At 52.9% G+C, this 20,134-nt stretch carries 17 protein-coding genes and 1 pseudogene; 11 read left to right on the top strand and 7 right to left on the bottom strand.

What is annotated here, in order from left to right:
* Window positions 1-146 precede the first annotated feature (146 nt).
* From gshB to metK, 6 genes are all read right to left on the bottom strand, one after another.
* Window positions 147-1,094 carry a glutathione synthase gene (gene gshB / locus OGY67_RS08540; protein ID WP_003027083.1) on the bottom strand — a complete coding sequence of 316 codons (948 nt, stop codon included), beginning with the start codon at window positions 1,092-1,094 and terminating at the stop codon, window positions 147-149.
* Window positions 1,095-1,113: 19 nt separating this feature from the next.
* Window positions 1,114-1,845 carry a 16S rRNA (uracil(1498)-N(3))-methyltransferase gene (rsmE, locus tag OGY67_RS08535; protein WP_111464965.1) on the bottom strand — a complete coding sequence of 244 codons (732 nt, stop codon included), beginning with the start codon at window positions 1,843-1,845 and terminating at the stop codon, window positions 1,114-1,116.
* A 74-nt stretch (window positions 1,846-1,919) separates the two neighbouring features.
* Window positions 1,920-2,627, bottom strand: a complete 708-nt coding sequence (endA, locus tag OGY67_RS08530) for a deoxyribonuclease I (protein ID WP_008785767.1) — start codon at window positions 2,625-2,627, stop codon at window positions 1,920-1,922.
* A 94-nt stretch (window positions 2,628-2,721) separates the two neighbouring features.
* Complete coding sequence (locus OGY67_RS08525) at window positions 2,722-3,219, bottom strand: SprT family zinc-dependent metalloprotease (RefSeq protein WP_003825440.1); 498 nt, start codon at window positions 3,217-3,219, stop codon at window positions 2,722-2,724.
* A 76-nt stretch (window positions 3,220-3,295) separates the two neighbouring features.
* The gene (galP, locus tag OGY67_RS08520; RefSeq protein ID WP_286573862.1) at window positions 3,296-4,690 is read right to left on the bottom strand and encodes a galactose/proton symporter; all 1,395 of its coding nucleotides are present in this window, start codon (window positions 4,688-4,690) and stop codon (window positions 3,296-3,298) included.
* Between the two features lie 398 nt (window positions 4,691-5,088).
* A complete protein-coding gene (gene metK, locus OGY67_RS08515; RefSeq protein ID WP_020996311.1) occupies window positions 5,089-6,243 on the bottom strand; it encodes a methionine adenosyltransferase in 1,155 nt (384 codons plus the stop codon).
* A 540-nt stretch (window positions 6,244-6,783) separates the two neighbouring features.
* Between metK and yqgG the strand changes: the two are divergent.
* From yqgG to speB, 4 genes and pseudogenes are all read left to right on the top strand, one after another.
* A pseudogene (gene yqgG / locus OGY67_RS08510) lies at window positions 6,784-6,885 on the top strand (small protein YqgG); the annotation flags it as partial.
* 258 nt (window positions 6,886-7,143) lie between these two features.
* On the top strand, window positions 7,144-7,290 hold the full coding sequence (yqgB, locus tag OGY67_RS08505; protein WP_071692618.1) for an acid stress response protein YqgB: 147 nt from the start codon (window positions 7,144-7,146) through the stop codon (window positions 7,288-7,290).
* A complete protein-coding gene (gene speA, locus OGY67_RS08500; RefSeq protein ID WP_071692619.1) occupies window positions 7,283-9,259 on the top strand; it encodes a biosynthetic arginine decarboxylase in 1,977 nt (658 codons plus the stop codon). The genes yqgB and speA overlap by 8 nt, the downstream gene beginning before the upstream one ends.
* 207 nt (window positions 9,260-9,466) lie before the next feature.
* A complete protein-coding gene (gene speB / locus OGY67_RS08495) occupies window positions 9,467-10,387 on the top strand; it encodes an agmatinase (protein WP_234692668.1) in 921 nt (306 codons plus the stop codon).
* Window positions 10,388-10,486: 99 nt separating this feature from the next.
* On the opposite strand, the gene loiP is transcribed toward speB, so the two are convergent.
* On the bottom strand, window positions 10,487-11,245 hold the full coding sequence (loiP, locus tag OGY67_RS08490) for a metalloprotease LoiP (protein ID WP_003825452.1): 759 nt from the start codon (window positions 11,243-11,245) through the stop codon (window positions 10,487-10,489).
* 279 nt (window positions 11,246-11,524) lie between these two features.
* Between loiP and tkt the strand changes: the two genes are divergently transcribed.
* From tkt to OGY67_RS08455, 7 genes are all read left to right on the top strand, one after another.
* Complete coding sequence (gene tkt, locus OGY67_RS08485; RefSeq protein ID WP_003825453.1) at window positions 11,525-13,516, top strand: transketolase; 1,992 nt, start codon at window positions 11,525-11,527, stop codon at window positions 13,514-13,516.
* A 491-nt stretch (window positions 13,517-14,007) separates the two neighbouring features.
* Window positions 14,008-15,036 carry an erythrose-4-phosphate dehydrogenase gene (gene epd, locus OGY67_RS08480; protein ID WP_008785759.1) on the top strand — a complete coding sequence of 343 codons (1,029 nt, stop codon included), beginning with the start codon at window positions 14,008-14,010 and terminating at the stop codon, window positions 15,034-15,036.
* Between the two features lie 39 nt (window positions 15,037-15,075).
* Window positions 15,076-16,239, top strand: a complete 1,164-nt coding sequence (gene pgk / locus OGY67_RS08475; protein ID WP_003027032.1) for a phosphoglycerate kinase — start codon at window positions 15,076-15,078, stop codon at window positions 16,237-16,239.
* Between the two features lie 88 nt (window positions 16,240-16,327).
* The gene (gene fbaA, locus OGY67_RS08470; RefSeq protein WP_003027029.1) at window positions 16,328-17,407 is read left to right on the top strand and encodes a class II fructose-bisphosphate aldolase; all 1,080 of its coding nucleotides are present in this window, start codon (window positions 16,328-16,330) and stop codon (window positions 17,405-17,407) included.
* A gap of 191 nt (window positions 17,408-17,598) precedes the next feature.
* Window positions 17,599-18,459 (top strand): small-conductance mechanosensitive channel MscS, encoded by an 861-nt coding sequence (locus OGY67_RS08465; RefSeq protein WP_003825461.1) that lies wholly within the window; start codon window positions 17,599-17,601, stop codon window positions 18,457-18,459.
* 192 nt (window positions 18,460-18,651) lie between these two features.
* Window positions 18,652-19,287: an arginine exporter ArgO gene (argO, locus tag OGY67_RS08460; protein WP_003027005.1), complete on the top strand. Its 636-nt coding sequence runs from the start codon at window positions 18,652-18,654 to the stop codon at window positions 19,285-19,287.
* A 93-nt stretch (window positions 19,288-19,380) separates the two neighbouring features.
* Window positions 19,381-20,127: an oxidative stress defense protein gene (locus OGY67_RS08455; protein ID WP_003825465.1), complete on the top strand. Its 747-nt coding sequence runs from the start codon at window positions 19,381-19,383 to the stop codon at window positions 20,125-20,127.
* Window positions 20,128-20,134: the final 7 nt, after the last annotated feature.

Here is a 20,134-nt window from a genome sequence, read left to right as displayed (position 1 = left end):
AGCAACAGAGCCCAGTATGTGGGCAAAGCTCGAAGATGTCACCCTCTGAAGATAGCATTGCCGGATGACGGCTTCGCCTAATCCGGTCTGCGGGGTGCAATTTCAGGCCGGATAAGACGCGATGGCGTCGCTATCCGGCAACGTATTTACTTCTGCAAACGCGCCTCAATGGCATCCATCAGCATACCGGTAATCGAAACCGGGAACTCCGCTTCGATTTCACGAATACAGGTTGGGCTGGTAACGTTAATTTCCGTCAGACGATCGCCAATGATATCCAGACCGACAAAAATCAAACCTTTCGCTTTCAGCGTTGGCCCAATGCGACGTGCAATTTCCCAGTCGCTGTCGGTCAAAGGACGCGGCTCGCCACGACCGCCAGCGGCCAGGTTGCCACGGGTTTCGCCGCCCTGCGGAATACGCGCCAGGCAATAAGGAACGGGTTCGCCATCGACCACCAGGACGCGTTTATCGCCATCTTTAATTGCTGGCAGATAGTTCTGCGCCATGCAGTAGCGGGTACCGTGCTCGGTCAGCGTTTCAGCAATGACGCCAAGGTTCGGGTCGCCTTCCTTCACACGGAAAATAGATGCGCCGCCCATACCATCCAGCGGTTTGAGAATGATGTCGCTGTGTTTTTGCCAGAAGGCTTTCAACTGCGCTTTGTTACGCGTGACCAGCGTTTCCGGCGTCAGGTCGGCAAACCATGCGGTGAACAGCTTTTCGTTGCAGTCGCGCAGGCTCTGCGGTTTGTTGACGATCAGCGTCCCTTTTTCTTCTGCACGTTCCAGAATATAGGTAGCGTAGATGAACTCGGTATCAAACGGCGGATCCTTACGCATCAGAATAACGTCCAGGTCTGCCAGCGGGAGATCCTGCTCGCTCTTGAACTCATACCATTTGTCGTAGTTCTGCTCTACGCTCAGGGTACGCGTATGGGCGCGGGCTTCACCGTTGATCAGATAAAGATCGGCCATCTCCATATAATGAATTTCGTAACCGCGACGTTGCGCTTCCAGCAGCATAGCGAAGCTGGAATCTTTCTTGATGTTGATGCTTGCGATGGGATCCATCACGATGCCGAGCTTGATCATTTTCTTCTCCGTTTATGCCTTAGCCCAGATCGCCAAAACGCACCTGTAGCGCAGTAATGGCGGTGAGCGCGGTTGTCTCAGTACGCAGAACGCGAGGTCCTAACAGAATATCAGTAAACTGATAACGTGCGGTCATGGCAATTTCATCTGCCGACAACCCGCCTTCCGGGCCAATCAGCAAGCGGATGCGTTCCACCGGCAGCGGCAGCGTATTGATGCTGGCGTTGGCGCGCGGATGCAGGTTCAGTTTCAGACCTTCGTCCTGTTCCGCGCACCATGCTTCCAAATCCATTGCCGGGCGAATTTCGGGCACCCGGTTACGACCGCACTGTTCGCAGGCGGCAATGGCGATTTTCTGCCACTGCTGGAGCTTCTTGTTCAGGCGTTCACTGTCCAGTTTAACGCCGCAGCGCTCAGAAAAAAGTGGCGTAATGAGGCTTACACCCAGTTCGATCGATTTCTGGATAGTGAATTCCATTTTTTCACCGCGCGACATCACCTGACCCAGGTGGATGTGCAACGGCGACTCACGATCGTCGAGTTCAGCGTTAAGTACCTTCACGTCCACGCTTTTTTTACTGGCGTGGGTGATTTCAGCATCGAATACCTGATTGCTGCCATCAAACAGCTGTAGCGCCTGGCCCGGTCCCATACGCAGCACGCGGCCGATATGGTTGGCTGCATCTTCACACAGTGAAATTTGGCTGCCGGAAGTGATTGGCTCAGGGTGATAAATGCGAGGAATGCGCATAGTTAAACATCCGCGTCATGGCCCTGGGCTACGAAATGCCAGGGCATGGTTAAAAATATTGACGCTAGTGTAGGTTAGCTCTTTTGCGCCTGGCAAGCGCGTTGCACATATGGGTTATGGTTCCCCTGTACCTTTGCAATGCGTTCGTCGCGCTCACACTCCCAGTCGGTGACCGGATATTGCTTATTCCAGGCGTTAAAAAGCTGAGTTTGCTGGCGGGAGAGCGTTAGATCGTACTGGTCGCGCATGTAAAAATAGGTACGAGCAATGGCACCACGGGCGCGGGCCGGCGGCTCGGCAACTTTCTCTTTGAAGTCGACCTTCATGGCGCATTGCCCATACTGACCCTCGCCACCGTTCCACTGGCTGTACATGAAGTTAGCGCGATCGCCATTTACCTCACCCACCGCAGGTTGCAGGTTATGCATGTCGCTTTCCATCTTACGGTAGACCGGATCTTTGGCGCAGTTTTTACGCCCTCCGTCCTGCCAGCACTGACGCTGATGACCAAATTGCCAGGCGGGGACAACGTGCTCCCATTCAATTCGACTGGCGCGGTTTTCATTTTTTCGCACTTTATAGCCGCAGGATTCGAGGTCAACGACCCCTTTTTTGCCTTGCCAGTTAATTTTACAACCGCAGTAGAAATCGCCCGGCGCATCGGCGTTCACCTTGACGCCTGCTGCTTTTGCCTGAGAAAAACTGTTGATGCCTTCGGCTAAAACCGGGCCTGAAAACGCAGCGGCTAACAGGGCCGCAGCAAAAGAAAAATGACGGTACATCACAAACTCCGTGTCAAAACGAGCCCGCAACGTAGCGAAAGTTATTCCAGTATGCAATCAGTTAGGTCAGAAAAGTTCCTGATAATTCTGAAGATTATTCTGCAACTAGCGGTTCGCCGCAGTGAACACAGCGGTAGGTGGCCTCACCGCGCACAACGCGGTTATGGCGGCGGACGGTCAGTTGGTGCTCCTGACACTTACAGCGGTAAGTAAAAGTCTTGCGCTGCACCGATTGCAGTTCAAACTGATGCGTGCGCCGGGCCGGTACGCCCAGAACGCTTTCCATCATCCATTTCCACTCTTTCCCGTGTGGCGGCACGCGCCCAAAGTGCTTCCACACCAGTAAATGCGCCAGTTCATGGGGCACAACTTCGTTAATGAATGCGTCGACGTTTTCCATCAGCAGGACGGGATTAAGGCGAATTTCATAGGTTTGTAGCCACGCAGTGCCGGCGGCGGTGCCGCGCTGTTGGTAAACCAGCTTTGGCTCCGGATATTGGCGTTCGAGCTTGAGATTGGCCTGGGCGAGTTTTTCCCGCAGGCTACGCATAACGGCTTGTTGGATGGCGATAGGGAGACGGGAGGTTTTCATAACGCCAGAGGATAGTGCGACAGGGAAGGGACTGCAAGAGGAAGGCTTCCTCCGCTGGGGAGGAAGCCTTTGGTGATTAGTCGTGTGCGCCAATTTCGCGCAGTTTACGACCTTTCATCAGGTTACGCTCAATGTGTTCCAGAGAGACGTTTTTAGTTTCAGGGATCAGCCACAGAGTCAGGAAGATGAACAGTACGTTCAGGCCGCCGTAGACCCAGAAGGTGTTGGCGCTGCCCAGTGAGTTCAGCATCGTCAGGAAGGTTGCGCCGACGATCATGTTGGCAATCCAGTTGGTTGCAGTAGAGCAGGTGATGCCGAAATCGCGGCCTTTCAGCGGCTGGATTTCAGAGCACAGTACCCAAATCAGCGGACCGGCGCTCATGGCAAAGCCAACGATAAACATCAGCAGCATCAGTACTGCGAAGTATTGTGCGGATGCCGAGTGAATACCCACGTGCATCATTGTACCCAGCACGCCCATACCAACAGCCATCACGATAAAGCCAAGGATCAGCGTAGGCTTGCGGCCCCAACGGTCAACCAGGCCAATGGCGATAAAGGTTGCCAGCACGTTGGTCAGACCGACGATAACAGTCCCCCACATCTGCTCGGTGGTGTTGGTGTAGCCCGCCAGCTCAAAGATTTTCGGTGCGTAATACATGATGACGTTCATCCCGGTGAACTGCTGCATCACCTGTAACAGAATGCCAAGGAATACCGCGCGACGGAAGTTGCTGTTTTCTTTAAACAGCGCCCAGCCGCTCTGCTTCACCTGCAGACTTTCACGGATTTCATCCAGCTCGCGTTTGGCTTCTGCGCTGGTGTCACGCAGACGCAACAGGACGCGTTCAGCATCAACAAAACGACGTTTAGCTGCAAACCAACGTGGGCTGTCCGGCAGGAAGATAACGCCAACCAGAAGCAGCAGGGCAGGGATGATGATTACACCCAGCATCCAGCGCCATGCGCCGCTGTAGCTAAAGGCTGTATCGGAAAGATACGCGCCCAAAATACCGATGGTGATCATCAGCTGATACATAGAGATCATGCTGCCACGAATCTTTTCCGGGGCAATTTCAGACAGGTACAGTGGCGCGGTATAAGACGCAACGCCTACAGCCAGGCCGAGCAGCACGCGGGAAACCAGCAGGACTTCAACGTTTGGCGCAGCGGCGGAGAACAGTGAACCCGCAACAAACAAGATCGCACCGATCATCAGGCTTTTTTTGCGTCCCAGTTTGAAGGAGAGCCAACCGCTGCCGACAGCACCTACCGCCGCACCAAACATCATGGAACTCACCACCCATTCCTGAGTGTGCGGGGTAATTTGAAACTCGTCGGTGATGAACGGTAAAGCACCGGCAATAACACCGATATCCAGGCCAAAAAGTAATCCAGCCAGGGCTGCCAGAAAGCAGACAAAAAATGTCATGGCTTTGTTGGAACGCCCCGTTTTTTTATTGTCAGGCATGATGCCCTCCGGTTGGGTAGCTAGTTTTGTTGATGTTAAGGGTAGGTGAGTACGGGGTAAAAAAATGCGAATCACATCACATTAGTGTAATCGCTTACACTGTCATTCATGCGGATTATTGGTTAATTCATTGAAAGTTAACATTATTTATTGGGATTAAATAATGTTGGTCGTCTGAATTTAAGACAATGATGAAATATAATGTAACAGTGATGCAAGTGTGCTGGATAAGAGATGTTAATTCAAGGTAGAGGGAAATATGGTGTGATGTAATCGCTTTCATTTTCATTTAAAGCAATAGTAATCAGCGCGGTTTGGTGATGGATGTGGGAGAGGAAATAGGTATAAAAAAAGACCAGCGCGAGGCTGGTCTTCATAAGCGTTAAGTCTGGTTTAAATTACTTCAGACCGGCAGCGTCGCGCAGCAACTGTGCTTTGTCGGTTTTTTCCCATGGGAAATGTTCGCGACCAAAGTGACCGTAAGCAGCGGTTTCTTTGTAAATCGGGTGCAGCAGATCCAGCATCTGAATCAGGCCATACGGGCGCAGGTCGAAAAACTCACGCACCAGAAGGGTCAGCTGCTCTGAAGGCACTTTTTCAGTACCGAACGTTTCCACCATGATAGATGTCGGTTCTGCCACGCCGATTGCGTAGGAAACCTGAATCTCACAACGGTCAGCCAGGCCTGCGGCAACGATGTTTTTCGCTACGTAACGGGCTGCATAGGCTGCGGAACGGTCAACTTTAGACGGATCTTTACCAGAGAATGCACCGCCGCCGTGACGCGCCATGCCGCCGTAGGTATCAACGATGATTTTACGACCGGTCAGACCGCAGTCGCCCATCGGGCCGCCGATAACGAAACGACCAGTTGGGTTGATGAAGAATTTGGTCGAAGCGGTCAGCCATTCAGTCGGCAGTACCGGCTTGATGATCTCTTCCATAACGGCTTCTTGCAGCGATTTCTGGTCGATATCTTCAGAGTGCTGAGTAGACAGAACAACCGCATCAATACCGACGATTTTGCCGTCGTCATACTGGAAGGTTACCTGGCTTTTGGCATCCGGACGCAGCCAGGATAAGGTGCCGTTTTTACGCACTTCAGCCTGACGCTGCACCAGACGGTGAGCATAGGTAATAGGTGCTGGCATCAGCACGTCGGTTTCGTTGGTTGCATAACCAAACATCAGGCCCTGGTCGCCTGCGCCCTGTTCCAGCGGATCGGCACGGTCAACACCCTGGTTGATGTCCGGAGACTGTTTACCAATCGCGCTCAGTACCGCGCAAGAGTTGGCGTCAAAGCCCATGTCGGAATGCACATAGCCAATTTCGCGAACCGTGTTACGGGTGATCTCTTCGATATCGACCCATGCGCTGGTGGTGATCTCACCGCCAACTAAAACCATACCGGTTTTGACGTAGGTTTCGCAGGCAACGCGTGCTTTTGGATCCTGTTCCAGGATTGCATCCAGCACAGCATCAGAGATTTGGTCAGCGATTTTGTCAGGATGCCCTTCTGATACGGACTCGGACGTAAAAAGGTGTTTTGCCATATTTAATTTCACCTAAGGAGAATTTGGTTAGCTCAAACTGTCGAGTGGAATAGCCATGTGTAGAAGATTCTACCATGAGTCTGCAGATGACGGACACTGGCAGTCTGAGTGTTAATCGGTATAGATGGATTAACATCTGGACGGCTATTTTAGGACAGTTCTTCGCCTGATTTCCAGCTTTTTTTGATTGAGGTCGCATTGTACTGAAAATGTAACTGGAAATTTTTCCTGACGGTGCTGGCAATGTGCATATTTATCTTTTGCTTTTTGACTTTCTTATCGGTATAAAACGCGGCGCGCGGCTCATATCCGTCATACTTCAAGTTGCATGTGCGTTGGCTTCCTCGCTCGCCCCAGTCACTTACTCATGTAAGCTCCCGGGGACTCTCTGCGTTGCCGCCTTCCCGCAACTCGAATTATTTAGGATAGACAAAAGCACACGACGTTTTCATCGTGTTGCCACTTCCAGCCGGGTTAAAACTTTAGCTTTGGCTTGTGGGTTCGTTCCGTAAGGAGCAACCGTGGAGGTGATACGAGATAATGAACCGTTGTATTCTGCAGAATCTGTCGCACCGTTCTGGTGTACATATGTCCCCCGCAATCTGCATCTCTGCTTTGCATACCTGTCGATGTTATATACACAAAATCATTTATGCTGCGTCGAGGCGGCAAGTGAATGAGTCTCCTGAACGTACGAGTAGTACGTGACTGGGGCGAATGAGCGTAGCCAACAAAGAGGCTGCATGAAGGATGAAGTGTATACCCATCTCGGCGTATCTCAGGACTCAAGAGCCGGTAACGGTCACTAAGAACTGAACAAGGGCGCTCTTGGTAAACAAGAGTTTTCTCGTGGTTTCGCCGAACCGTCAGCATTAAGTTCGGTTACGTGTTTACATTGATATGAAAAAGAAACCGGTCGCACAGTCGGAGCGTCAGCACTATCTGCTGCAAATTCTGCCTGTATTTGGGTTGTTATCGCGTCTTCGGATTGCGATAGTAGTCAACTGTTTTACACTTGTTAATAAAATTGAGGTTCGCTATGTCTGACGACATTTCTTTGGGTTCGCCTTCGTCAGCAGGCGAACACGGTGTACTACGCTCCATGCAGGAGGTTGCAATGAGTTCCCAGGAAGCCAGCAAGATGCTGCGTACTTACAATATTGCCTGGTGGGGTAATAACTACTACGACGTCAATGAACTGGGTCACATCAGCGTGTGCCCGGATCCGGACGTACCCGAAGCGCGCGTTGACCTTGCTGAGTTGGTGAAAGCCCGTGAAGCGCAGGGCCAGCGTTTGCCTGCATTGTTCTGCTTCCCGCAGATCCTGCAACACCGTCTGCGTTCGATTAACGCCGCGTTTAAACGTGCCCGTGAATCTTACGGTTACAACGGTGACTATTTCCTCGTTTACCCGATCAAGGTCAACCAGCACCGCCGCGTGATTGAATCGCTGATCCACTCCGGCGAACCGCTGGGACTGGAAGCGGGTTCCAAAGCTGAACTGATGGCCGTTCTGGCTCATGCCGGAATGACCCGTAGCGTGATCGTGTGTAACGGTTATAAAGACCGCGAATATATCCGTCTGGCGCTGATTGGCGAGAAGATGGGCCATAAGGTCTATCTGGTCATCGAGAAGATGTCTGAAATTGCAATCGTGCTGGATGAAGCTGAACGCCTGAATGTCGTTCCGCGTCTGGGCGTGCGTGCGCGTCTGGCGTCGCAGGGCTCTGGCAAGTGGCAGTCCTCAGGCGGGGAAAAATCGAAATTCGGCCTGGCGGCAAACCAGGTGCTGCAACTGGTCGAAATTCTGCGCGAGCGCGGTCGTCTGGACAGCATTCAGTTGCTGCACTTCCACCTTGGCTCGCAGATGGCGAACATTCGTGATATCGCCACCGGCGTACGTGAATCGGCGCGTTTCTACGTTGAGCTGCACAAGCTTGGCGTTAATATCCAGTGCTTCGACGTGGGCGGTGGTCTGGGCGTGGATTACGAAGGTACCCGTTCGCAGTCTGACTGTTCCGTAAACTACGGCCTGAACGAATACGCCAACAACATCATCTGGGCAATTGGCGACGCCTGTGAAGAACACGGTCTGCCGCATCCGACGGTAATCACCGAGTCTGGCCGCGCGGTTACCGCGCACCATACCGTGCTGGTATCTAACATTATCGGCGTTGAGCGTAGCGAACACACAGAAGCAACGCCTCCGGCTGATGATGCGCCGCGTGCTCTGCAAAGTATGTGGGAAACCTGGCAAGAAATGCATGAACCGGGAACTCGCCGTTCGCTGCGTGAATGGCTGCACGACAGCCAGATGGATCTGCACGATATTCACGTTGGTTACTCTTCAGGTACCTTTAGCCTGCAAGAGCGTGCGTGGGCTGAGCAGCTTTATCTGAACATGTGCCATGAAGTGCAGAAACAACTCGACCCGAGCAACCGCGCGCATCGCCCGATTATCGACGAGCTGCAGGAGCGTATGGCGGATAAGATTTACGTCAACTTCTCGCTGTTCCAGTCGATGCCGGATGCGTGGGGGATCGATCAGCTGTTCCCGGTAATGCCGCTGGAAGGACTGAATCAGGTACCTGAGCGCCGCGCGGTGCTGTTGGATATCACCTGTGACTCTGATGGCGCTATCGACCACTACGTTGACGGTGATGGCATTGCGACCACCATGCCGATGCCGGAATATGACCCGGAGAACCCGCCGATGCTGGGCTTCTTTATGGTGGGGGCGTACCAGGAGATCCTCGGCAACATGCACAACCTGTTTGGTGATACCGAAGCGGTTGACGTGTTCGTCTTCCCTGACGGCAGCGTAGAAGTTGAGCTGTCCGACGAAGGGGATACCGTGGCGGATATGCTGCAGTACGTGCAGTTGGATCCGAATACCCTGCTGACGCAGTTCCGTGACCAGGTGAAAAACACCGATCTGGATACCGAGCTGCAGCAACAGTTCCTCGAAGAGTTTGAGGCCGGTCTGTACGGTTATACTTATCTGGAAGATGAGTAACGATAAATGCCTGCTGGCGCTACGCTTACCGGGCCTACGAAAGTAGGCCGGATAAAGCGAAGCCGCATTTGTGGCACTTACTTGAATCCGTACAAAATAACGGCGATAATTTGCCGTAAATATGCAGCTACCAAATCAATCCCTTCCTCGTCGGGCTTAACGACGCGGAGGGGATTTTTTTTCATCGATTTTTAAAGAGGTCAGTACATGAGCACCTTAGGTCATCAATACGACAACTCCCTGGTTTCTAACGCCTTTGGTTTTTTACGTCTGCCGATGAACTTCATGCCGTACGACAGCGACGCCGACTGGGTGATCACCGGTGTACCGTTTGATATGGCAACGTCTGGTCGTGCGGGCGGGCGTCATGGTCCGGCGGCGATCCGTCAGGTTTCCACTAACCTGGCGTGGGAGCATAACCGCTTCCCGTGGAACTTCGATATGCGCGAGCGCCTGAACGTGGTGGACTGCGGCGATCTGGTTTATGCCTTCGGTGATGCGCGTGAAATGAGTGAAAAACTGCAGGCGCATGCTGAGAAGCTGCTTTCTGCCGGTAAGCGCATGCTCTCCTTCGGCGGCGACCACTTCGTCACGCTGCCGCTGCTGCGCGCACACGCTAAGCATTTTGGTAAAATGGCGCTGGTGCATTTTGATGCCCACACCGATACCTACGCGAACGGCTGCGAATTCGACCACGGCACCATGTTCTACACTGCGCCGAACGAAGGTCTGATCGATCCGAATCACTCTGTGCAGATTGGTATTCGTACCGAATTCGACAAAGACAACGGCTTTACCGTGCTGGATGCCTGCCAGGTGAACGATCGCAGCGTGGATGACATCACCGCCCAGGTTAAGCAGATTGTCGGTGATATGCCGGTGTATCTGACCTTTGATATCGACTGCCTGGATCCTGCGTTTGCGCCGGGTACCGGTACGCCAGTGATTGGCGGTCTGACTTCCGATCGCGCGATCAAGCTGGTACGTGGTCTGAAAGATCTGAATATCGTCGGGATGGATGTTGTTGAAGTGGCTCCGGCCTACGATCAGTCAGAGATCACCGCACTGGCGGCGGCTACGCTGGCTCTGGAAATGCTGTACATCCAGGCAGCGAAAAAAGGCGAGTAAGTTGTTTTGCCGGATGGCGCTAACGCTTATCCGGCCTACAGCTGGTTGATGTTTGTAGGCCGGATAAGGCGTTCACGCCGCATCCGGCACGATTAACGGTTATTTGATCCCGTCTGCGCTCATGCGATCGCGAATATGTTGCGCACGTTCTGCGGATGCCGGGTGATCGTCAAACATTGAGCTTTGACGTCCAGCTTCCAGTTTGGCAAGTTTCTCAAAGCTGGTGGCTAAACCTGCCGGATTGATCCCGCGTTTGCGCAACAAATCATACGAGTAATCATCCGCCTCGGATTCCTGACGCTGGGAGAACTGCGAGTTCACCAGTTTCTCGCCAAGATCGCCCAATTGCGACTGCGACAGGCTGCCGACAATACCGCCAGCGGATGCCGCCGCTGCACGTACGGCGTTGGTACCCAGCGCAACCTGCATACCTTTTTTCACGTGACCCAGCGCGACGTGGCCCATTTCATGGCCGATCACCGCTTCGACTTCGTTGTCGGTCATCATATCCATCAGGCCGCTGTACACGCGGATACAGCCGTTTGCCATGGCAAAGGCATTCACATCTTTCGCCATATAGACTTTGTAGTTCACCGGCTGGCCGTTAATGTTATCGCCAAGCGCGGCGGCGATTTTGCCAAGACGCGTTGCGTACTCGCTGCTGGCCGGGGCGATAGTAGCCTTGCTGTCCATATCTTTACAGGCCTGATCGCTCAGCGCTTTTACCTGAGCATCGCTCAGACTGTAGGCCTGAAAAGCCTCCGCGCCAGAAGAAAGCAGTCCGTTGGAGTCCATGTTCTGGCAGCCGGTCAATGCCGCAGCCATGCTCGTAGCAAGCAGTAAAGCGCGAATTTTCATTTTTTCTCTTCCGCACAAAGTCAGGATTATTCTAAAAATTACGTCGTTTGCAGGTGAACCGACGCTCGGCCTAAGTATAAAGAAAAGAACAATACGCGGGCGAGAAGATTGCGCAACTTGCGCGCATGATCCAGAGATTTCTGAAGCGGCAAAAGGATGCTCCATGTACATGACACGCGGCTTGGGTTACATTGTTGGCACTTTTTTCCGGCGTAGCCCAAAACGCGCTGTCGTCAAGTCGTTAAGGGCTCAGCCTTCATTATCCGATCTGGAGTCAAAATGTCCTCACGTAAAGAGCTTGCCAATGCTATTCGTGCGCTGAGCATGGACGCAGTACAGAAAGCCAAATCCGGTCACCCGGGTGCCCCGATGGGTATGGCTGACATTGCCGAAGTCCTGTGGCGTGATTTCCTGAACCACAACCCGACTAACCCGTCCTGGGCTGACCGTGACCGCTTCGTGCTGTCCAACGGCCACGGCTCCATGCTGATTTATAGCCTGCTGCACCTCACCGGCTACGATCTGCCGATGTCCGAGCTGCAGAACTTCCGTCAGCTGCACTCCAAAACTCCGGGTCACCCGGAAGTGGGTTACACCGCGGGTGTTGAAACCACTACAGGTCCTCTGGGTCAGGGTATTGCGAATGCAGTGGGTATGGCTATCGCTGAAAAAACGCTGGCGGCGCAGTTTAACCGTCCAGGTCACGACATCGTTGACCACTTCACCTATGCTTTCATGGGCGACGGCTGCATGATGGAAGGTATCTCTCACGAGGTATGTTCCCTGGCTGGTACGCTGAAGCTGGGCAAACTGGTTGCGTTCTACGATGACAACGGCATCTCTATCGATGGCCACGTTGAAGGCTGGTTCACCGATGACACCGCGAAGCGTTTTGAAGCTTACGGCTGGCATGTGGTTCGTGGTGTTGATGGCCACGATGCTGACGCGATTAAGCGCGCAGTTGAAGAAGCACGCGCAGTAACCGACAAACCGTCCCTGCTGATGTGCAAAACCATCATCGGTTTCGGTTCTCCGAACAAAGCGGGTACTCACGACTCTCACGGTGCACCGCTGGGCGATGCAGAAATCGCACTGACCCGTGAACAGCTGGGCTGGAAATACGCGCCGTTCGAAATCCCGTCTGAAATCTACGCGCAGTGGGATGCGAAAGAAGCCGGTCAGGCAAAAGAAGCTGCATGGAACGAGAAGTTCGCTGCTTATGCGAAAGCCTACCCGCAGGAAGCGGCTGAATTCACCCGTCGTATGAAAGGTGAAATGCCGTCTGACTTCGACGCCAAAGCGAACGAGTTCATTGCTAAGCTGCAGGCTAATCCGGCGAAAATCGCCAGCCGTAAAGCTTCTCAGAACGCGATTGAAGCCTTCGGTCCTCTGCTGCCTGAATTCCTCGGCGGCTCCGCTGACTTGGCACCGTCTAACCTGACGCTGTGGTCTGGTTCGAAAGCGATTAACGAAGATACTGCCGGTAACTACATCCATTACGGTGTGCGTGAATTCGGTATGACCGCTATTGCGAACGGTATCTCCCTGCACGGTGGTTTCCTGCCGTACACCTCCACCTTCCTGATGTTTGTGGAATATGCCCGTAACGCGGTGCGTATGGCTGCGCTGATGAAACAGCGTCAGGTCATGGTCTACACCCACGACTCCATCGGTCTGGGCGAAGACGGCCCGACTCACCAGCCGGTAGAGCAGGTTGCTTCTCTGCGTGTGACCCCGAACATGAGCACATGGCGTCCGTGTGACCAGGTTGAATCCGCCGTTGCGTGGAAATACGGTGTTGAGCGTCAGGACGGCCCGACCGCGCTGATCCTCTCCCGCCAGAACCTGGCACAGCAGGAGCGTACCGAAGAGCAACTGGCAAACATCGCTCGCGGTGGTTACGTGCTGAAAGACTGCGACGGTCAGCCGGAACTGATCTTCATCGCTACCGGTTCTGAAGTTGAGCTGGCTGTGGCTGCGTGGGACAAACTGACTGCCGAAGGCGTGAAGGCTCGCGTGGTTTCCATGCCGTCTACCGACGCGTTCGACAAACAGGATGCCGCTTACCGTGAGTCTGTGCTGCCGAAAGCGGTTTCCGCTCGCGTTGCAGTGGAAGCAGGTATCGCTGACTACTGGTTCAAATATGTGGGCCTGAACGGCGCAATCGTCGGTATGACCACCTTTGGTGAGTCTGCTCCGGCAGAGCTGCTGTTTGAAGAGTTCGGCTTCACCGTAGACAACGTTGTCGCGAAAGCTAAAGAACTGCTGTAATTTCGATTACAGGTGAAAACGGGTCGCTCAGGCGGCCCGTTTTTTTTTGCTTTTCCGGAACGCGCCGCGCGTTGCGCAATCGCACGGCGCAGTCTGCTATCCAGAGCGTCTGCGGCATCGTTGAAGGGCTCCGGGACTCGGACCTCGCGCTGGTGATTAGATGCAGGTTAGGGGGCTTTCTGATTTAAATCAGGGTGTGTAACACGACAACGAAATAATTTTGCTAAAGTTATTCGTCATTCTGGAATATGGAATAAATTTAGCGTTGAAGGGCGTTAAAATGTGACGCAAGTCAGATAACTGTGTTCTGTTGCTGGACAATCATTCCTTTTATTCCGCGTTTCGCTTATTCTAGCTGAAGCGTTTCAGTCGATTAAATGTTCGACAATTAACCAATTAGTCGCAGTTTGCGACAGGTAAGGTTTCCCTGAGCGATTTGCTGCATTACTCTGTCTGCCACATCGTTTCTGAGAAATCCTTGCAGGAGACCTATGACCGTACGCGTAGCGATTAATGGTTTCGGTCGCATCGGACGCAACGTGGTTCGTGCTTTGTATGAATCCGGGCGTCGGGCGGAAATCACCGTGGTGGCAATCAACGAACTTGCGGATGCTGCAGGCATGGCGCATTTGTTGAAATATGACACCAGCCATGGACGTTTTGCCTGGGATGTTCGTCAGGAACGTGACCAGCTCATCGTTGGCGATGACGCTATCCGCATTCTGCATGAGCGAACACTCGATGCACTTCCATGGCGCGAACTGGGTGTCGACATCGTGCTGGATTGTACGGGGGTCTTCGGCAATCGCGAACACGGCGAGGCGCATATTGCCGCTGGTGCAAAAAAAGTGCTCTTTTCACATCCTGGTAGTCACGACATCGACGCAACCGTTGTATATGGCGTTAATCAGGATCAGCTGCGCGCTGAGCACCGGATCGTTTCCAACGCTTCCTGCACCACGAATTGCATAATACCCGTCATTAAATTGCTGGATGATGCTTACGGCATTGAGTCTGGTACCGTCACCACGATCCACTCCGCGATGCACGATCAGCAGGTTATTGATGCTTATCATCCTGACCTGCGTCGCACGCGAGCGGCCAGCCAGTCGATTATTCCGGTTGATACCAAACTGGCGGCGGGCATCACGCGAATTTTCCCGCAGTTTAACGATCGTTTTGAAGCGATAGCGGTGCGTGTACCGACCATAAATGTGACGGCGATCGACTTAAGCGTGACGGTGAAAAAACCAGTAAAAGCCAGTGAAGTCAACCAGTTGCTGCAAAAAGCAGCACAAGGTGCATTTCATGGTATAGTTGACTATACGGAATTACCGTTGGTCTCTGTAGATTTTAACCACGACCCGCACAGCGCCATCGTTGATGGTACGCAAACGCGTGTGAGTGGCGCTCACCTGATCAAAACGCTGGTCTGGTGTGATAATGAATGGGGCTTTGCTAACCGTATGCTCGACACTACGTTAGCGATGGCTGCTATTGGTTTCAGGCTCGACGCTTGAGCGTCGACAAAACTTTATGAATCAACGAGAGGATTCACCATGTCTGTAATTAAGATGACCGATCTGGATCTGGCTGGTAAACGCGTTTTTATCCGTGCGGACCTGAACGTACCAGTTAAAGAAGGGAAAGTAACCAGCGATGCGCGTATCCGTGCTTCTCTGCCGACCATCGAACTGGCCCTGAAACAGGGTGCGAAAGTGATGGTAACTTCCCACCTGGGTCGTCCTACCGAAGGCGAGTACAACGAAGAATTCTCTCTGCTGCCGGTTGTTAACTACCTGAAAGACAAACTGTCTGCTCCGGTTCGCCTGGTAAAAGATTACCTGGACGGCGTTGAAGTCGCTGCCGGTGAACTGGTGGTTCTGGAAAACGTTCGCTTCAACAAAGGCGAGAAGAAAGACGACGAAGCACTGTCCAAAAAATATGCTGCGCTGTGCGACGTATTCGTAATGGACGCTTTCGGTACAGCTCACCGTGCACAGGCTTCTACTCACGGTATCGGTAAATTCGCTGATGTAGCTTGCGCAGGCCCGCTGCTGGCTGCTGAGCTGGATGCGCTGGGTAAAGCACTGAAAGAACCTGCTCGTCCGATGGTTGCTATCGTTGGCGGTTCTAAAGTTTCCACCAAACTGACCGTTCTGGATTCTCTGTCAAAAATCGCTGACCAGCTGATCGTTGGCGGTGGTATCGCGAACACCTTCGTTGCCGCTCAAGGCCACAACGTGGGTAAATCCCTGTACGAAGCTGACCTGGTTGACGAAGCTAAGCGTCTGCTGACCACTTGCGACATCCCGGTCCCGACTGACGTTCGCGTAGCGACTGAATTCTCTGAAACTGCACCGGCTACTCTGAAGTCCGTTAGCGATGTGAAAGAAGACGAGCAGATCCTGGACATCGGCGACGCTTCTGCACAGCAGCTGGCTGACATCCTGAAAAATGCGAAAACCATTCTGTGGAATGGCCCGGTTGGCGTGTTCGAATTCCCGAACTTCCGCAAAGGTACTGAAATCGTTGCTAACGCTATCGCAGACAGCGAAGCGTTCTCTATCGCAGGCGGCGGTGACACCTTGGCAGCAATCGACCTGTTCGGCATTGCTGACAAAATCTCCTACATCTCCACTGGCGGCGGCGCTTTCCTCGAATTCGTGGAAGGTAAAGTATTGCCAGCAGTAGCGATGCTCGAAGAGCGCGCTAAAAAGTAAGCATTTAATGGGCAGGGAAACCTGCCCAATTATTAGCGCGCTTTAGAGCGCGCGCCCTTTCCAAGGCCGAAGATACAGGATTCGTAATATGTCTAAAATTTTTGATTTCGTAAAACCAGGCGTAATCACTGGTGATGACGTACAGAAAGTTTTCCAGGTAGCTAAAGAAAACAACTTTGCTCTGCCAGCTGTTAACTGCGTGGGTACCGACTCCATCAACGCCGTTCTGGAAACCGCTGCTAAAGTTAAAGCGCCGGTAATCGTACAGTTCTCCAACGGTGGTGCTTCTTTCATCGCGGGTAAAGGCGTGAAGTCTGACGTTCCTCAGGGCGCTGCAATCCTGGGTGCTATCTCTGGCGCGCATCACGTTCACCAGATGGCTGAACACTACGGTGTTCCGGTTATCCTGCACACTGACCACTGCGCGAAGAAACTGCTGCCGTGGATCGACGGTCTGCTGGACGCGGGTGAAAAACACTTCGCAGCAACCGGCAAACCGCTGTTCTCTTCTCACATGATCGACCTGTCTGAAGAGTCTCTGGAAGAGAACATCGAAATCTGCTCCAAATACCTGGCGCGCATGTCCAAAATGGGCATGACCCTGGAAATCGAACTGGGTTGCACCGGTGGTGAAGAAGACGGCGTGGACAACAGCCACATGGACGCTTCTGCACTGTACACCCAGCCGGAAGACGTTGATTACGCATACACCGAGCTGAGCAAAATCAGCCCGCGTTTCACCATCGCAGCTTCCTTCGGTAACGTACACGGCGTTTACAAGCCGGGTAACGTTGTTCTGACCCCGACCATCCTGCGCGACTCTCAGGACTATGTTTCTAAGAAACATAACCTGCCGCACAACAGCCTGAACTTCGTCTTCCACGGCGGTTCCGGTTCTACTGCTCAGGAAATCAAAGACTCCGTAAGCTACGGCGTAGTGAAAATGAACATCGACACCGATACCCAATGGGCTACCTGGGAAGGCGTTCTGAACTACTACAAAGCGAATGAAGCTTACCTGCAGGGCCAACTGGGCAACCCGAAAGGCGAAGATCAGCCGAACAAGAAATACTACGATCCGCGCGTATGGCTGCGTGCTGGTCAGGCAACCATGATCACCCGTCTGGAACAGGCTTTCAAAGAACTGAACGCGGTTGACGTTCTGTAATTTACGCCGTTCTACGTGACATGAGGCCCGCAAATGCGGGCCTTTTTTATTGCCATTTCAATATGCTGCTGGCAGAGAATTCTGTGATCTGTTTGGCAAAATCCAGGTTTATTGTTTACCCTTGTCAGATTGCCAGTCCCGTTGGGACGGCTTTATTTTTCCCATTTGGGTAAGCAAAAAAGGAATATTGAATGGAAGATTTGAATGTTGTCGACAGCATAAATGGTGCGGGCACCTGGCTGGTCCGCAATCAGGAGCTGCTGTTAAGCTATGCCGTCAACATCGTTGCGGCCATCGCCATTGTCATTATCGGTATGATTGTGGCGCGAATCGTATCAAACACCGTTAACCGCCTGATGGTGGCACGTAAAATTGATGCAACCGTTGCTGACTTCCTCTCCGCACTGGTGCGCTACGGTATTATCGCGTTCACGCTGATTGCCGCTCTGGGTCGCGTTGGGGTACAAACCGCTTCTGTGATTGCCGTTCTCGGTGCAGCAGGTTTAGCCGTTGGTCTGGCGCTGCAAGGTTCGCTGTCCAACCTCGCCGCTGGCGTGCTGCTGGTGATGTTCCGTCCGTTCCGCGCAGGTGAGTATGTAGACCTCGGCGGCGTAGCGGGAACCGTACTCAACGTGCAGATTTTCTCCACGACTATGCGTACCGTAGACGGTAAGATTGTTGTGATCCCAAACGGTAAAATCATTGCCGGGAACATCATTAACTTCTCTCGTGAGCCGGTTCGTCGTAACGAATTTATCATCGGCGTGGCTTACGACTCCGATATCGATCAGGTGAAAAAAATCCTCACCGATATCATTCAGTCTGACGAGCGTATCCTTAAAGATCGTGAAATGACGGTGCGCCTGAATGAGCTGGGCGCTTCCTCGATTAATTTTGTGGTACGCGTCTGGAGCAACAGTAGCGATCTGCAAAGCGTCTACTGGGACGTACTGGAGCGTATTAAACGCGAGTTTGACGCCAACGGTATCAGCTTCCCGTACCCGCAGATGGATGTGAACTTCAAGCGTGTGAAAGAGAGCGCGGCAGAGTAATCGCGTGCCCGGTGGCGCTATCGCTTACCGGGCCCACAGGTTTTGTAGGCCGGATAAGGCGTCAGCCGTCATCCGGCATTTCCCCACCCTTGGTATTAATTCTTCTTATCCCTGATTAAAATTATCCATTTCCGCTAATGTTTTCCCCGCGCTATAGTCTGCTCCTAAGAGAAACAGTTCGGGATGATTAACGTGTTATCGTATTATTTTCAAGGGCTTGCACTTGGTGCGGCTATGATACTTCCGCTCGGTCCGCAAAACGCCTTCGTGATGAATCAGGGGATCCGTCGCCAGTATCACATCATGATTGCTTTACTCTGCGCTATCAGCGACTTAGTGCTGATTTGCGCGGGGATCTTTGGCGGTAGCGCCTTGCTGATGCAGTCACCATGGCTGATGGCGCTTGTCACCTGGGGTGGGGTGGCATTTTTACTCTGGTACGGTTTCGGGGCGTTAAAAACGGCGATGAGCAGTAACCTGGAACTGGCCAGCGCCGAGGTGATGAAGCAGGGACGCTGGAAAATTATCGCTACTATGCTGGCGGTGACATGGCTCAATCCCCATGTTTACCTGGATACCTTTGTGGTGCTTGGGAGTCTGGGAGGCCAACTGGACGTTGAGCCTAAGCGCTGGTTTGCGCTGGGCACCGTCAGCGCTTCGTTCCTGTGGTTCTTCGGCCTGGCATTGCTGGCGGCCTGGCTCGCTCCGCGTTTGCGCACTGCTAAAGCACAGCGGATCATCAATACCCTGGTAGGATTGGTGATGTGGTTTATCGCTTTTCAGTTGGCAAAAGAAGGTGTTGCGCACGTTCATGCGTTGTTCAACTAAGTGTTGTCTGATGGACAACGCAGCGAGATCGGCTAAGCTTGCCTGCATGTGCCCTGAGTTTCGGGGTAATTAATGAAACATGGAGGAACGACCGTGAAGTTCAAAATAATGGCCCTGGCGGCATTAGTCGGATTCAGCGCACTATCGGTACAGGCAAATGAGTTGCCAAATGGACCGCACATCGTGACTTCCGGAACGGCAAGCGTGGATGCGACACCAGACATCGCTACTCTGGCGATTGAAGTGAATGTAGCTGCAAAGGATGCGGCTTCAGCGAAGAAGCAGGCTGATGAGCGCGTGGCGCAATATCTGTCCTTCCTTGAACAGAACCAGATAGCGAAGAAAGATATTAGCGCGGCAAACCTGCGCACCCAGCCGGACTACGACTACCAGAATGGTAAAAGCGTCCTTAAAGGCTATCGTGCGGTACGTACCGTTGAGGTCACGCTGCGTCAGTTGGACAAACTTAATGCGCTGCTCGATGGTGCACTGAAGGCCGGTCTGAATGAGATCCGTTCGGTATCGCTTGGCGTTGCCCAGCCGGATACTTACAAAGATAAAGCGCGTAAAGCAGCAATTGATGATGCTATTCATCAGGCTGAGCAGTTAGCTGCGGGCTTTAACAGCAAACTGGGGCCCGTTTACAGCGTGCGTTACCACGTTTCCAATTATCAACCGAGCCCGATGGTACGGATGATGAAAGCAGATGCAGCACCTGCGACATCCGCTCAGGAAACCTACGAACAGCCGGTTATTCAGTTTGACGATCAGGTTGATGTGGTCTTCCAGATTGAGCCGACGGCGGGGCAACCAGCAGCAACGCCAGCCAAAACCCAGTAATCATTGC

Origin of the sequence: Citrobacter sp. Cpo015, from assembly GCF_030333035.1 — a bacterium.
Lineage (GTDB): Bacteria > Pseudomonadota > Gammaproteobacteria > Enterobacterales > Enterobacteriaceae > Citrobacter > Citrobacter portucalensis.
The sequence above is the reverse complement of the archived record's forward strand: the minus strand, read 5'-3'. Positions and strand labels throughout refer to the sequence as shown.